Annotated in this window: 10 protein-coding genes; 7 read left to right on the forward strand and 3 right to left on the reverse strand. The window is 61.3% G+C overall.

Annotated elements, in window-relative coordinates; translation table 11 throughout:
• Positions 1-209: 209 nt before the first annotated feature.
• Both dtd and pip read right to left on the reverse strand, forming a co-directional pair.
• Entirely contained in the window at positions 210-647 is a 438-nt protein-coding gene (dtd, locus tag ACW55A_RS14160) for a D-aminoacyl-tRNA deacylase (RefSeq protein ID WP_024662891.1), read from the reverse strand.
• 39 nt (positions 648-686) lie between these two features.
• Positions 687-1,658 (reverse strand): prolyl aminopeptidase, encoded by a 972-nt coding sequence (gene pip / locus ACW55A_RS14165; protein ID WP_003365948.1) that lies wholly within the window; start codon positions 1,656-1,658, stop codon positions 687-689.
• 77 nt (positions 1,659-1,735) lie between these two features.
• On the opposite strand from pip, the gene ACW55A_RS14170 reads away from it, so the two are divergent.
• From ACW55A_RS14170 to ACW55A_RS14200, 7 genes are all read left to right on the forward strand, one after another.
• Positions 1,736-1,873, forward strand: a complete 138-nt coding sequence (locus ACW55A_RS14170) for a hypothetical protein (RefSeq protein WP_154583503.1) — start codon at positions 1,736-1,738, stop codon at positions 1,871-1,873.
• Between the two features lie 65 nt (positions 1,874-1,938).
• Positions 1,939-4,389 carry a glycogen/starch/alpha-glucan phosphorylase gene (locus ACW55A_RS14175; protein WP_498811355.1) on the forward strand — a complete coding sequence of 817 codons (2,451 nt, stop codon included), beginning with the start codon at positions 1,939-1,941 and terminating at the stop codon, positions 4,387-4,389.
• Between the two features lie 267 nt (positions 4,390-4,656).
• Positions 4,657-7,461, forward strand: a complete 2,805-nt coding sequence (locus ACW55A_RS14180; protein WP_498811356.1) for a DUF2339 domain-containing protein — start codon at positions 4,657-4,659, stop codon at positions 7,459-7,461.
• Between the two features lie 11 nt (positions 7,462-7,472).
• Entirely contained in the window at positions 7,473-8,837 is a 1,365-nt protein-coding gene (locus ACW55A_RS14185; RefSeq protein WP_498811357.1) for a DUF3999 domain-containing protein, read from the forward strand.
• A 134-nt stretch (positions 8,838-8,971) separates the two neighbouring features.
• Complete coding sequence (locus ACW55A_RS14190; RefSeq protein WP_003341445.1) at positions 8,972-9,982, forward strand: class 1 fructose-bisphosphatase; 1,011 nt, start codon at positions 8,972-8,974, stop codon at positions 9,980-9,982.
• Positions 9,983-10,233: 251 nt separating this feature from the next.
• Positions 10,234-10,488, forward strand: a complete 255-nt coding sequence (gene bamE / locus ACW55A_RS14195) for an outer membrane protein assembly factor BamE domain-containing protein (RefSeq protein WP_003403102.1) — start codon at positions 10,234-10,236, stop codon at positions 10,486-10,488.
• A gap of 39 nt (positions 10,489-10,527) precedes the next feature.
• The gene (locus ACW55A_RS14200; RefSeq protein ID WP_498811358.1) at positions 10,528-11,070 is read left to right on the forward strand and encodes a lipocalin family protein; all 543 of its coding nucleotides are present in this window, start codon (positions 10,528-10,530) and stop codon (positions 11,068-11,070) included.
• Between the two features lie 180 nt (positions 11,071-11,250).
• Here the strand turns inward: ACW55A_RS14200 and ACW55A_RS14205 are convergent, their stop codons facing one another.
• A complete protein-coding gene (locus ACW55A_RS14205) occupies positions 11,251-12,615 on the reverse strand; it encodes a formimidoylglutamate deiminase (protein ID WP_044308736.1) in 1,365 nt (454 codons plus the stop codon).
• Between the last annotated feature and the right edge of the window lie 20 nt (positions 12,616-12,635).

Genomic DNA, 12,635 nt, shown 5'->3' on the forward strand with positions numbered 1-12,635 from the left:
GGGTTGGCGAGCATTGTTCCGACTCCGAATGGGCTTAATGATTCCCCAACCCGGTGTCAGAACCGCTTTTGTCATACCAAATGGACCAACAGTGTCGATCCCCGTAGCGCGCGATTATCCAGTAGCACGCGCCACAACGCATCAGGTATGACAAAGAAATTTATTCCCGCAAGACAGATGAATTCAGGGGGACAAAGTGAAATCGTAGCTTATGTATCAAACAAAAATGTCACGGGGCCATCATTTATCAGGTGCACCTGCATGTCTGCACCAAACTGGCCCGCCGCTACCGTGGGATGCGCGATTCTGGCCTGGCTCAACAGATAGTCGAACAACTCGGCACCCAGCGCTGGAGGCGCGGCTTTCGAGAAGCCCGCGCGCAACCCGCTTTTGGTGTCTGCAGCCAGCGTGAACTGGGAAACCAGCAACAAGCCGCCACTCACCTCGCGCAAAGACAGATTCATCTTGCCCTCGGCATCGCTGAACACTCGATAATTGAGCAACTTGTGCAGCAACTTATCGGCACTGGCGCGGGTGTCTTGAGGCTCTATTCCCACCAACACCAGTATGCCCTGTTCAATGGCACCCACCACCTCGGTGCCGACCTCGACGCGCGCACTTCGCACGCGCTGCAACAAACCTTTCATAGATGCCTTTCCAGACTCAAAACCAATACCGGATCACTGTCACGCTTCTTCGGGCGGCAGGTCGAGCAGGTTGCGCGCAACTTCTGCAGCGGCCCGCACCAGTGCGTCGGCGATACCGGGTTCGGCTGCCGAGTGCCCGGCCTCGCGAATCACCTGCAGCTCGCTGCCAGGCCAGTTCTGGTGCAGCTCCCACGCATTGTCCAGCGGACAGATGACATCGTAACGACCGTGGACAATGATTGCCGGCAGGTGCGCGATCTTCGGCATGTCGCGAATCAGCTGGTTGTCTTCCAGAAAGGCGTTGTTCATGAAGTAGTGGCATTCGATGCGCGCGATGGACAACGCACGGTGCGGCTCGGCGAAGCGATCGACCACTTGCGGATTGGGCCGCAAGGTGGCGCAACGCCCCTCCCAGGTCGACCAGGCCTTGGCGGCATGCATCTGGGCAATCTGATCCGGCCCGGTGAGCCGCTTGTGGAAGGCAGCCAGAATGTTGTCACGCTCGTCCAGCGGAATCGGCGCGACATAATCCTGCCAATAATCCGGGAACAGACGGCTGGCACCTGCCTGATAGAACCAGTCGATTTCCTGCTGACGGGCAAGGAATACGCCACGCAGGATCAGCGCGTGCACGCGGTCGGGATGGGTCTGTGCATACGCCAGGGCAAGGGTCGAGCCCCACGAACCGCCGAACAACACCCATTTGTCGATCCCGAGGTGCTCGCGGATCGCTTCAAGGTCTTCCACCAGTTTCCAGGTGGTGTTGTTTTCAAGGCTGGCATGCGGAGTGGAACGACCGCAGCCGCGCTGGTCGAACGTAACGATGCGGTACAGGTTGGGATCGAAATAGCAGCGACTGTGCGCATCGCATCCCGAACCCGGGCCGCCGTGGATGAACACCACCGGCAACCCTTCTGGCGAGCCACTTTCATCGACGTAAAGCACATGCGGTTGTTCCACGGCCAGATCGTGCCGGGCGTAGGGTTTGATCTGCGGGTACAAAGTCTGCATAAGTGCTCCATAAGTCCAATTTAGAGGCTTCTATTATTCTGCCGTGGGGCATCATAAACCCGAAACGAAGAATCAGCATGCTGCACGTCATCGATCAGGATGGAACGAACGATGCAAGCGTTTTGCCAATTTCAACGGTGCGCGAACCAGAGCCGTTGCGCTGGGTCGAAGCGAGAGCTGTGCCGTCAATTATTTCTCTTTTTTTCAGGAAATAATTGACGACACGCCTACAGTCTAAGAATCCCGTTTTCCATTCGTCAGACTACTTGAGGTTTTACCGATGTCTCAGGAACCACTTGTTCGTGACGCTGATGTGGCCGCTTTTCGCGCCGCTGTGCTCGCCAAACTCACCTACTCGGTGGGCAAGGACCCCGACCATGCGTTTGAGCATGACTGGTTTGAAGCTGTTGCCCTTGCCGCCCGCGACCACATGGTCGAACACTGGATGGACCACACGCGGCAGATCTATCGCAAGGTTCAGAAACGCGTTTACTACCTGTCTCTCGAATTCCTGATAGGCAGGCTGCTGTACGACAGCCTCAGTAACCTCGGCCTGCTCGAAGTCGCTCGCGAGGCGCTGACCGAACTGGGTGTGGACATCGAACGCATCCGCCTGCTTGAACCGGATGCGGCACTGGGTAACGGCGGCCTGGGTCGTCTGGCGGCGTGCTTCATGGAAAGCATGTCGACCCTGGGTATCGCGGGTCATGGTTACGGCATTCGTTACGAGCACGGCCTGTTTCGTCAGGGCATCGTCGATGGCTGGCAGCAGGAACAAACCGAGAACTGGCTGGACTTCGGTAACCCATGGGAATTCGAACGCCCTGAGGTGGTTTACTCCATTGGCTTCGGCGGCAGCGTCGACACTGTCCCGACCGAAGCAGGCGACTCGCGTCAGGTATGGCGTCCGGGCGAGACCGTTCGGGCCATCGCCTATGACACCCCGGTGGTAGGCTGGCGTGGCAAGAGCGTCAACACGCTGCGCTTGTGGCGCGCCCGTGCAGTAGAAGACCTGCACCTGGAACGCTTCAACGCCGGCGATCACTTCGGCGCGGTTGCCGAAGTGGTGCGCGCCGAAAGCATTTCCCGCGTGCTTTACCCGAACGATGCAACCGAAGCGGGTCAGGAACTGCGTCTGCGTCAGGAATACTTTTTCGTCTCCGCGTCGCTGCAGGACTTGCTGCGCCGCCATCTGAACCAACACGCCACGCTGACGGATCTGTCCGAGCACGCGGCGATTCAGATGAACGACACGCACCCCTCGATCGCAGTGGCCGAGCTGATGCGTCAGTTGATCGACAACCACAACATTCCGTGGGACACCGCGTGGAAAATCACCGTCGGCACCCTCGGCTACACCAACCACACCCTGCTGCCTGAAGCGCTGGAAACCTGGTCGGTCGGTCTGATGGAGCGGATGCTGCCGCGCCACATGCAGATCATCTACCTGATCAACGCGCAGCACATTGACACACTGCGCGCCAAAGGCGTCGACGACGTCAACGTACTGCGTGCCGTATCGCTGATCGAAGAAGACAACGGTCGTCGGGTACGCATGGGCAACCTGGCGTTCCTCGGCTCGCACAGCGTCAACGGCGTTTCGGCGCTGCACACCCAGCTGATGCGCAAGACCGTGTTCGCCGAGCTGCACAAGATCTACCCGGAGCGGATCAACAACAAGACCAACGGCATCACCTTCCGCCGCTGGCTGTTCCAGGCCAACCCGAAGCTGACCGAGATGCTTGTCGAGTCGCTCGGCGAGGATGTTCTGGACAACGCCGAGACGCGCCTCAAAGAGCTCGAGCCGTTCGCCGAGAAGTCGTCGTTCCGTAAGCAAATGGCCGATCAACGCCTGCACAGCAAGCGTGCGCTGGCCGCGATCATTCACGAGCGCCTGGGCATTGCCGTCAATCCTGCCGCGATGTTCGACGTTCAGGTCAAGCGGATTCACGAGTACAAACGCCAGTTGCTGAACCTGTTCCACACGGTTGCCTTGTATCAGGCCATTCGCGCCGAGCCGGGTACCGATTGGGTGCCACGGGTGAAGATCTTCGCCGGCAAGGCGGCGGCCAGTTATCACTCGGCCAAGCTGATCATCAAGCTGACCAACGACATCGCGCGGACCGTGAACAACGATCCGACGGTGCGCGGTCTGCTGAAAGTGGTGTTCACGCCCAACTACAACGTCAGCCTGGCGGAGAGCATCATCCCGGCGGCCGACCTGTCCGAGCAGATTTCCACCGCAGGCCTGGAGGCGTCCGGCACCAGTAACATGAAGTTCGGCCTCAACGGCGCACTGACCATCGGTACGCTGGACGGTGCCAACGTGGAGATGAGCGAGCAGGTCGGGCTGGAGCACATGTTCATCTTCGGCATGTCCTCGCAACAGGTCGAAGCCCGCAAGCGTGCAGGTGAATTCAGCGCGCACGACGATGTGGCCGCCTCCGGACGCTTGAACGATGTCCTGCAGGCGATCCGTGGCGGTGTGTTCTCGCCGGATGATCCGAACCGTTATGTGGGGCTGATCGATCAGTTGCTGGCGTATGACCGCTTCCTGGTCTGCGCAGACTTCGACTCGTACTGGGCGGCCCAGGCCAAGGTCGAAGAGCGCTGGCACGACTCCAAGGAATGGTGGCGCTCGGCGGTCCTCAACACCGCACGCATGGGCTGGTTCTCCTCGGACCGGACCATCCGCGAGTACGCCGGAGACATTTGGAAGGCGCTGGACTGACGTCAGAGCCTGAAAAGACTCACAACCCCAGTGGGAGCGAGCCGGGCGACGCTTCGCTTGCTCGCGAAGAGGCCATTAAGGTCTCCGCAAAGAAGGCGCTCGAAACGACGCCTTCGTGAGCAAGCTCACTCCCACAAGCGCCACGAGGATCTGTCTCAGTCCTGCAGAGACTCTGGTGCCCCCGGCATAAAACATTACAAACGATGTCCGCCCGCCCCTATATACTGCGCTCGATGAACCTTCACACATCGAAAAGGATGTCGTCGCGTGCTTTGGATTTGTCTGGTGTTGGGCGGCGCGGCGCTGGGCTATTCGCTGAGTTATGACGAGTGGGCCGGTGCACTGATTGGTGCAGCCATGGGCTGGGCCGTGTGGGCCGGCATTCGCGTGCGCGTGCTTGGCAGGCAATCGGCTGATCAGCAGCAACAACTGCTCGCAAACCGCGAATCCCTCGACGCCCTTCAACAGCGCCTGAGCGCACTCGAACGTCAGTCCGCGCCTGGCGTACCGCCTGCGCAGGACCCTGCGCCGCTTCCACTCGATGCGATCATTGTCGAAGCACCCGGCGACGGCCCCGAGCTGATCTGGGACCTGCCGGACGAAGCGCCGCAGGTAGCAACACCTGTCGAGCCCGCCCCGCCGATACACGAGCCAACCAACACAGCAAAAACCAACCCGCTGGACAGCGCGATCAACGCCGCAAAAGACTGGCTGTTGGGCGGGAATACAGTGCTGCGCGTGGGTGTCGTGGTGCTGTTCCTCGGCCTGGCGTTTTTGCTGCGCTATGCCACTGAGGGCATGGTCGTGCCGCTTGAAGCACGCTACGCCGCAGTCGCCGCCAGTGCGCTGGCCCTGCTCGGTCTGGGCTGGTGGCTGCGCAGGCGCAACGGTCCTTACGCCTTGATGCTGCAAGGCGCAGGCGTTGGGGTGCTGTACCTGACCGTGTTCGCCGCGATGAAACTGCACACGCTGCTGGACCCGACCCTGGGCTTTGCACTGCTGGTTGCGGTCACCAGCTTCTCAGCCATTCTGGCGCTGACGCAGGATTCGCTGGCACTCGCCTGCGCTGGCGCGCTCGGCGGCTTCGCGGCACCGTTGCTGGCCTCGACCGGGCAAGGTAGCCATATCTCGCTGTTCAGTTACTTTGCCCTGCTCAATGCGGGCATCATCGCCATCGCATGGTTCAAGGCCTGGCGCACGCTCAACCTGATCGGCTTCTTCGGCACCTTCGGCATCGGCTTCGCCTGGGGCCTGCAGGCCTATACACCGGCATTGTTCTGGAGCACCGAGCCCTTTCTGATGGTGTTCTTCCTGATGTATCTGGCCATCGGCCTGCTGTTTGCCCGCCGCAAACTGCTCGAACTGGACAGCGCGCCACCTGACCATACTCGCGAAGCTATGCTGCGCTGGGCTGCGCGTCGGGGCGATTACGTCGACGGCACGTTGTTGCTGGGCACGCCGATAGTCGGCTTCGGCCTGCAATATGCGCTCGTCGAGCATTTGGAATTCGGCGCTGCGTTCAGCGCGCTTGGGTTGGGCTTGATCTACATGGCGCTGGCACGCTGGCTGGCAGCACGTGCACCGGGCCAAACCGCCTTGCTGATGGAAACCTGCCTGGCGCTGGGCGTGGTGTTTGCCACGCTGGCGATCCCGTTGGGCCTGGGTTCTCAGTGGACGACGAGCGCGTGGGCCGTGGAAGGCGCGGCGATTTTCTGGCTGGGTTTGCGGCAGCAGCGCAAGCTGGCACAGGCTTTCGGCCTGCTGCTGCAACTGTGCGCCAGCGTGATGTTGATCAATGCGTCAGGCAGCGCCGACTCGGCTGACGACTACTGGACGCCGATGATCCTGGCCATCGCTGCGCTGGTCAGTGCCTGGAGTGCGTACCGCTTCAACACCCTGACCCTTATCGATCAAAAAGTCGCCAGAACCGTGCTGACCGTATGGGGTGCGATCTGGTGGTCGGTTTCATTGATCAGCGTCGTGCAGTTGTACGTTCCCATTGGAGTGCAGACGTCTGTGCTGTTGATCGCCGCCGCGCTCAGCATGGCAATCTGGACAGTGCTGTCCGTGCGCTTGCGCTGGCCAGACCTCGCCGCGCTGTGCAGCACGCTTACGCCCGTCAGCGCAGCATTACTGTCGGGCTCGCTGAGTGAGCATTACCACCCCGCCGCCCACTGGGGCTGGCTGGCCTGGCTGGTGGTGCTCGCCGTGCACCTGCTGACTCTGCGCTATCTGGCAGACCGGCAGCCCATCCTCGCACGACGTGTCGCTCACACCGCGGGCTGCCTGCTGATCATCGTCGTGCTGGCCCTGGAACTGCGCTTCGGCCTGCTGCAACTGTCCGAACATTACAACGCCTGGCGATGGCTGGGCTGGGCGATTCTGCCGAGCCTGTTCCTGCTGGCGATGAGCTCGGCGCGCCAATGGCCGTGGCCGGTAAAAGCATGCCCCGAAGCCTATCACCTCTGTGCCGCTGCGCCGCTGGCGGTGTTGATGCTGGCGTGGTTCTGGCTGGCGAATACCTTGAGCGACGGCGCAGCGGAACCACTGCCGTATATCCCGCTGTTCAACCCGCTGGAAATCGGTTTGCTATTGTCACTGGCAGGGGTCTGCCTGTGGCTGCGCAAACAGGTCATGCGCCTTGGTAACGCTGCCTTGCTGGTGGCTGGCGCCTCGCTGTTCGCGCTGGTCACGGCAATGGTCATGCGCACGGCGCATCATTGGGCTGATGTGCCATGGAACACCGGGGCGCTGCTCGACTCGATGCGCGTCCAGGCCGGGTTGTCGATAGTCTGGACGCTGATGGCACTGGCCCTGATGATCGGCGGTCACATGCGCTCCAACCGCCAGCTGTGGCTGGGCGGCGCAGCGTTGATCGGGGTGGTGGTGGTCAAGCTGTTCTTCGTCGAGCTGAGCAATCGTGGCGGCATGGAGCGCATCGTCTCGTTCATCGGTGTTGGCATTTTGCTATTGGTGGTGGGATATTTCGCACCATTACCGCCGAAACACTCTGCCACAGAGGCCGGCGAAGAACCCGGCCCAGGCTCGACTGCCGCGCCGGACACGCTATGAGGAAACCGTTCTTGAGTCATCCTGCCATGAAGATCGCCGTGCTTGGCCTGGCCTTGTGCACGGCGATAACCGCCCTCGCTCAGGACAAACCGGCGGACTTTGCCAGCCAGACGCCGCTGAGCCTGAGCGGCGAAGGGCCGTGGTATCGCATCGAGTTGCCGCTTGCCGTCCAGTTGAATGCCCGGCAGACCGCTCTGAGCGATGTACGCGTGTTCAATGCCGAGGGCCAGCCGCAGGCTTACTCGATCACGCCGCGCCAACCCGCCCCCGAACAGGAGCCGGTGCCGATTGAGGTCAACTGGTTCGCCCTGTACAGCACACAGGAGTCAGCCGACGCCGCGCCGGTCATCCGTATCGAGCGCTCCAGCAACGGCAGCGTGATCGAGGTCCAGCCACAAAGCGATATCGAAGCGGGCGAAGAAGTGCTGCGCGGCTGGTTGCTGGACACCAGCGCAATCAAGGCACCGCTGGAGCAGTTGGTTATCGACTGGAGCACCGAGCGGGAGGGCTTCCAGAACTTCAGCATCGAAGCCAGTGATGACCTGCAGCACTGGCGCAACTGGGGCGAGGGACAGGTTGCACGGCTGTCGTTTGCCGACGAAGTGGTCGAACAGCGCGAAGTCGGCCTGCCCGGCCAGAGCGCGCGCTATCTGCGCCTGCTGTGGCATTCCCCGCACAGTGCGCCGCTGCTGATCTCTGCGCACCTGCTGAGTGCCAGCAGCGACACTCCAGCCACGCCGCTGACCTGGTCGCCACCGGTCAAGGGCAGCGTCGAAAGCCCCAACGAGTATGTCTGGCAACTGCCCACCGGCTTGCCGATAGGCCGCGTCAGGATCGACATCACCCAGCCCAACAGCCTGGCACCGGCGACGCTCTACGGCCGGCTCGATGCCGGGCAGCCCTGGCAGCCAATCAGCAGCGGCCTGCTGTATCGGTTGTCGCAGAACAACAGCGATGTCCTGCAGGACCAGTTGCAATTGTCCGGACGCATCGTTCAGCAGCTCAAGCTGGTGGTGGATGATCGCGGCGGCGGACTGGGCAGTGAAGCGCCGCAGTTGAGTGTGGCCGTGCCTGCCACGGAGGTGGTGTTCCTGGCGCGCGGTAACGGGCCCTTCACCCTGGCAATCGGCAACCCGAGCGTCAAGGCTGCCAACCTGTCGCTGGCCACGCTGATTCCCGACCTGAGCCCGGAGAAGCTCGCGACTCTCGGCACAGCAAGCCCGGCCACGGCTACCGTGGCCAACATGGCCGCTGCGCCGATCGCCGTGCAACAACCTACTGACTTCAAACGCCTGGGGCTTTGGGCCCTTCTGCTGCTTGGCGTGGTGTTCCTTGGCTGGATGGCATTCAGCACGCTGCGCGCTGCAAAACGCTAAAACGGGCGGCCTGTCAGGTGCGGTTCGCCTGACATCTGAACTGAAACAGTCTTAAGCCAGTCTCATAGCAGTATTACGTCGCCACTCGCGTTAAACTGCGCGGGTTTTCATACCCCCTATTTTCGGAGCTATCCATGTCCCGCGTTACACTAAGTCGTTACTTGATTGAGCAGACTCGCAGCAACAACACCCCTGCCGATCTGCGCTTCCTGATCGAAGTTGTGGCGCGCGCATGCAAGGAAATCAGCCACGCCGTCTCCAAGGGCGCGCTGGGTGGCGTACTGGGCAGCATGGGCACCGAAAACGTGCAGGGCGAAGTGCAGAAAAAGCTCGATGTGATCTCCAACGAGATTCTGCTCGAAGCCAACGAATGGGGCGGTCACCTGGCCGGCATGGCGTCCGAAGAAATGGACAACGCCTACCAGATCCCGGGCAAATACCCGAAGGGTGCCTACCTGCTGGTTTTCGACCCATTGGACGGCTCGTCGAACATCGACATCAACGCACCGGTCGGCACGATCTTTTCGGTACTGCGCTGCCCGAACGAATACCTGAGCCAGAACGAAGCGCTGAATGAAAAGGCCTTCCTGCAGCCAGGCACCGAACAGGTCGCCGCCGGTTACGCCATCTACGGTCCGCAAACCATGCTGGTCCTGACCCTGGGCGATGGCGTGAAAGGCTTCACCCTGGACCGTGAAATGGGCAGCTTCGTGCTGACTCACGAAGACATCACCATCCCGGAGTCCACTCAGGAGTTCGCGGTCAACATGTCCAACCAGCGTCACTGGGAAGCCCCGGTACAGCGCTACGTGAGCGAGCTGCTGGCCGGTGAAGACGGTCCGCTGAAAAAGAACTACAACATGCGCTGGGTGGCGGCGATGGTTGCCGACGTGCACCGTATCCTGACCCGTGGCGGCCTGTTCATGTACCCGCGCGACAGCCGCGAGCCTTCCAAGCCGGGCAAGCTGCGCCTGATGTACGAAGCCAACCCGATGTCCTTCCTGGTAGAACAGGCTGGCGGCGCGTCCACCGACGGCCATCAGCGCATTCTCGACATTCAGCCCGAAGGCCTGCACCAGCGCGTAGCGGTGTACCTGGGTTCCAAGGAAGAAGTCGAGCGCGCCACCGCGTATCACAAGGCGTAAGACGCCTTCGGCACCGGTAGTGATCGGGCCATGCTCGATCACTGCCGAGTGAGCCAATGCTCTGAAACACGAGCAGTCAGCCATTCGCTCAGCCCCGTCTGCGGGCCAACTATCTGATCCTCGGCACAAATCCTTGCGCCGTCCGGGAACCAGAGTCCCTTTTTCTCTTCTAAGCTTGCGGTACTGCGCCAGCGCCAGACTGCACCGGCTTGCACTGCGACGCGACCCCCTTCCGTTCAGGAGCTACATCCATGTCCTTGCGTTCTGTCGCGTTACTCTCGTTCTGCGTCCTGCTGGCTGCCTGCAGCAAGATCACTCAGGAAAACTATTCCAAACTGTCCGCTGGCATGCCCAAGGCTCAAGTCGAGTCCTTGCTGGGCAGCCCGACGGAATGTTCCGGTGCCTTGGGCATGTCGAGCTGCACCTGGGGCGACCAGAACACCTTTATCAGCGTGCAGTACGCAGCGGACAAGGTGGTGCTGTTCTCGGGTCAGGGTCTGAAATAACCCATGATCAAGGTACTGGTACGTTTTGGAATTTGTGTCATGGCCAGCTTTTTGGCCATCGGTTTTGCCCACTCGGCTGACAACCTCGAGCCAAAGACTGTAGGTAGCGTCGACCTCAAGCAGTATCAGGGTACCTGGTACGAGATCGCCCGCTTGCCGATGTTTTTCCAGCGCAAGTGCGCTCAGTCCGAGGCGCGTTACACGCTCAAGGACGACGGCAACATCGCAGTGACCAACCGCTGCCGCACGATTGAAGGCAAGTGGGAAGAAGCAACGGGTACGGCTTCGCCGCAGGTTGCGGGCAAGACCGACAAGCTGTGGGTTGTGTTCGACAACTGGTTCTCGCGCCTGCTGCCCAGCGTCGCCAAGGGTGATTACTGGATTCTGGACGTCAGCGAAGGCTACCGTACCGCCGTGGTCGGCAACCCGGATCGCAAATACCTGTGGCTGCTGTCGCGTACACCGACCGTCTCCGCATCGGTCAGGGAAGACATGCTGAGCAAGGCCCGCCAGCAAGGCTACGACACCTCACGCCTGATCTGGCGCGAGGATGACTCGAAGATCGGCAAGGGCGAGAAGTAACCGAATCGGGATTCTGGCTAAGCCCGGTAGGAGCGAACTTGTTCGCGAAGACGGTCGTTCGAACGATAAATTTCAGAACGCTTTCCGACCCCTTCGCGAACAAGTTCGCTCCCACGGCCTGCGGCCAGAATCAGAAGCGGACTCGTGGATAACGCCGAGTGCTCTGCGTCCTCTCTTGCATCAGCCGAGCAATTCCCTCAACACCTGCGCGAACTCGCGGTTGCTTTGTTGTTCTGCGGCGTGTCGCCCCTCACGTATGACCCATCGCCCGTTGACCGCCACGTCGCGGATCTGCCGGTCGCTGCCGGCGAACAGCCAGCGGTTGAGGATGGCGTCTTCCGAGGCCGTGGCGATGTACGGGTCATTGCCATCCAGCACCAGCCAGTCGGCGCGTTGACCCACTTGCAGCGTACCAATCTGCTGCCCCAATGCCTGCGCGCCACCGGCAAGTGCAGCGTCATATAGCGTGCGGCCAACCATGGGCTGATCGCTGCGATACAGCCGGTTGCGGCGCTGATCGCGCAGACGCTGACCGTATTCCAGCCAGCGCAGTTCCTCGACCACACTGAGCGAGACGTGACTGTCCGAGCCGATCCCCCAGCGACCGCCCTGAGCAATGTAGTCCACCGCCGGAAAGATCCCGTCGCCGAGATTGGCCTCGGTGGTCAGGCATAACCCGGCCACCGCGCCGCTTTGCGCCATCAGAGCCACTTCATCCGCCTCGGCATGGGTCGCATGGACCAGGCACCAGCGGTTATCCACAGGCGCGTTTTCATACAGCCATTGCAACGGGCGCCGACCGCTCCAGCTCAGGCAGTCATCGACTTCCTTCTGCTGCTCCGCGATATGAATATGCACCGGACACTGCCGGTCGCTGGCAGCCAGTACCTCACTGATCTGCTGCGGCGTCACCGCGCGCAGCGAGTGGAAGCAAAGACCGAGTTGCTGGGCAGGCTGAGCCGCCAGAACCGGACGCAGACGAGCCTGCACATCCAGATAGCTGTCGGTGCTGTGGATAAAACGCCGCTGGCCTTCGTTGGGTGCCTGCCCGCCAAAGCCGGAATGGCTGTACAGCACCGGCAGCAAGGTCAGGCCGATACCGACCGAACCGGCCGCCTGGCTGATCTGCAGCGCGAGCTCGGCAGGATCGGCATAGGGCTTGCCGTCACTGTCCTGATGCACGTAATGAAATTCGGCCACCGAGGTGTAGCCGCCCTTGAGCATCTCGATATACAGCTGACGAGCGATAACGCCCAACTGCTGCGGGCTGATGCGCCCCACCAGGCGATACATGAGATCGCGCCAGGTCCAGAAACTGTCGTTGGGGTTGCCGGCCACTTCCGCAAGCCCGGCCATTGCACGCTGGAACGCGTGGGAGTGCAGGTTAGGCATGCCAGGCAGCAAAGGCCCGCTGACTTTCTCGGCGCCCTGCTGAGCGGCATCGGCCTCGACGCGAGTCAAAATACCGTCCTGACTGACCTCCAGACGCACATTGCTGGCCCAGCCGTCGGGGAGTAACGCGCGCTCGGCAAAGAAGGCTGACATTGACTTCACACCTCATCACT

Source organism: Plantibacter cousiniae (nom. nud.) (assembly GCF_977070315.1).

What these genes read in the sequence shown, in the direction of transcription:
- dtd (WP_024662891.1), bottom strand. Translation starts at nt 647, where the DNA reads ATGAAAGGTTTGTTGCAGCGCGTGCGAAGTGCGCGCGTCGAGGTCGGC.
- pip (WP_003365948.1), bottom strand. Translation starts at nt 1,658, where the DNA reads ATGCAGACTTTGTACCCGCAGATCAAACCCTACGCCCGGCACGATCTG.
- ACW55A_RS14170 (WP_154583503.1), top strand. Translation starts at nt 1,736, where the DNA reads ATGCTGCACGTCATCGATCAGGATGGAACGAACGATGCAAGCGTTTTG.
- ACW55A_RS14175 (WP_498811355.1), top strand. Translation starts at nt 1,939, where the DNA reads ATGTCTCAGGAACCACTTGTTCGTGACGCTGATGTGGCCGCTTTTCGC.
- ACW55A_RS14190 (WP_003341445.1), top strand. Translation starts at nt 8,972, where the DNA reads ATGTCCCGCGTTACACTAAGTCGTTACTTGATTGAGCAGACTCGCAGC.
- bamE (WP_003403102.1), top strand. Translation starts at nt 10,234, where the DNA reads ATGTCCTTGCGTTCTGTCGCGTTACTCTCGTTCTGCGTCCTGCTGGCT.
- ACW55A_RS14200 (WP_498811358.1), top strand. Translation starts at nt 10,528, where the DNA reads ATGGCCAGCTTTTTGGCCATCGGTTTTGCCCACTCGGCTGACAACCTC.
- ACW55A_RS14205 (WP_044308736.1), bottom strand. Translation starts at nt 12,615, where the DNA reads ATGTCAGCCTTCTTTGCCGAGCGCGCGTTACTCCCCGACGGCTGGGCC.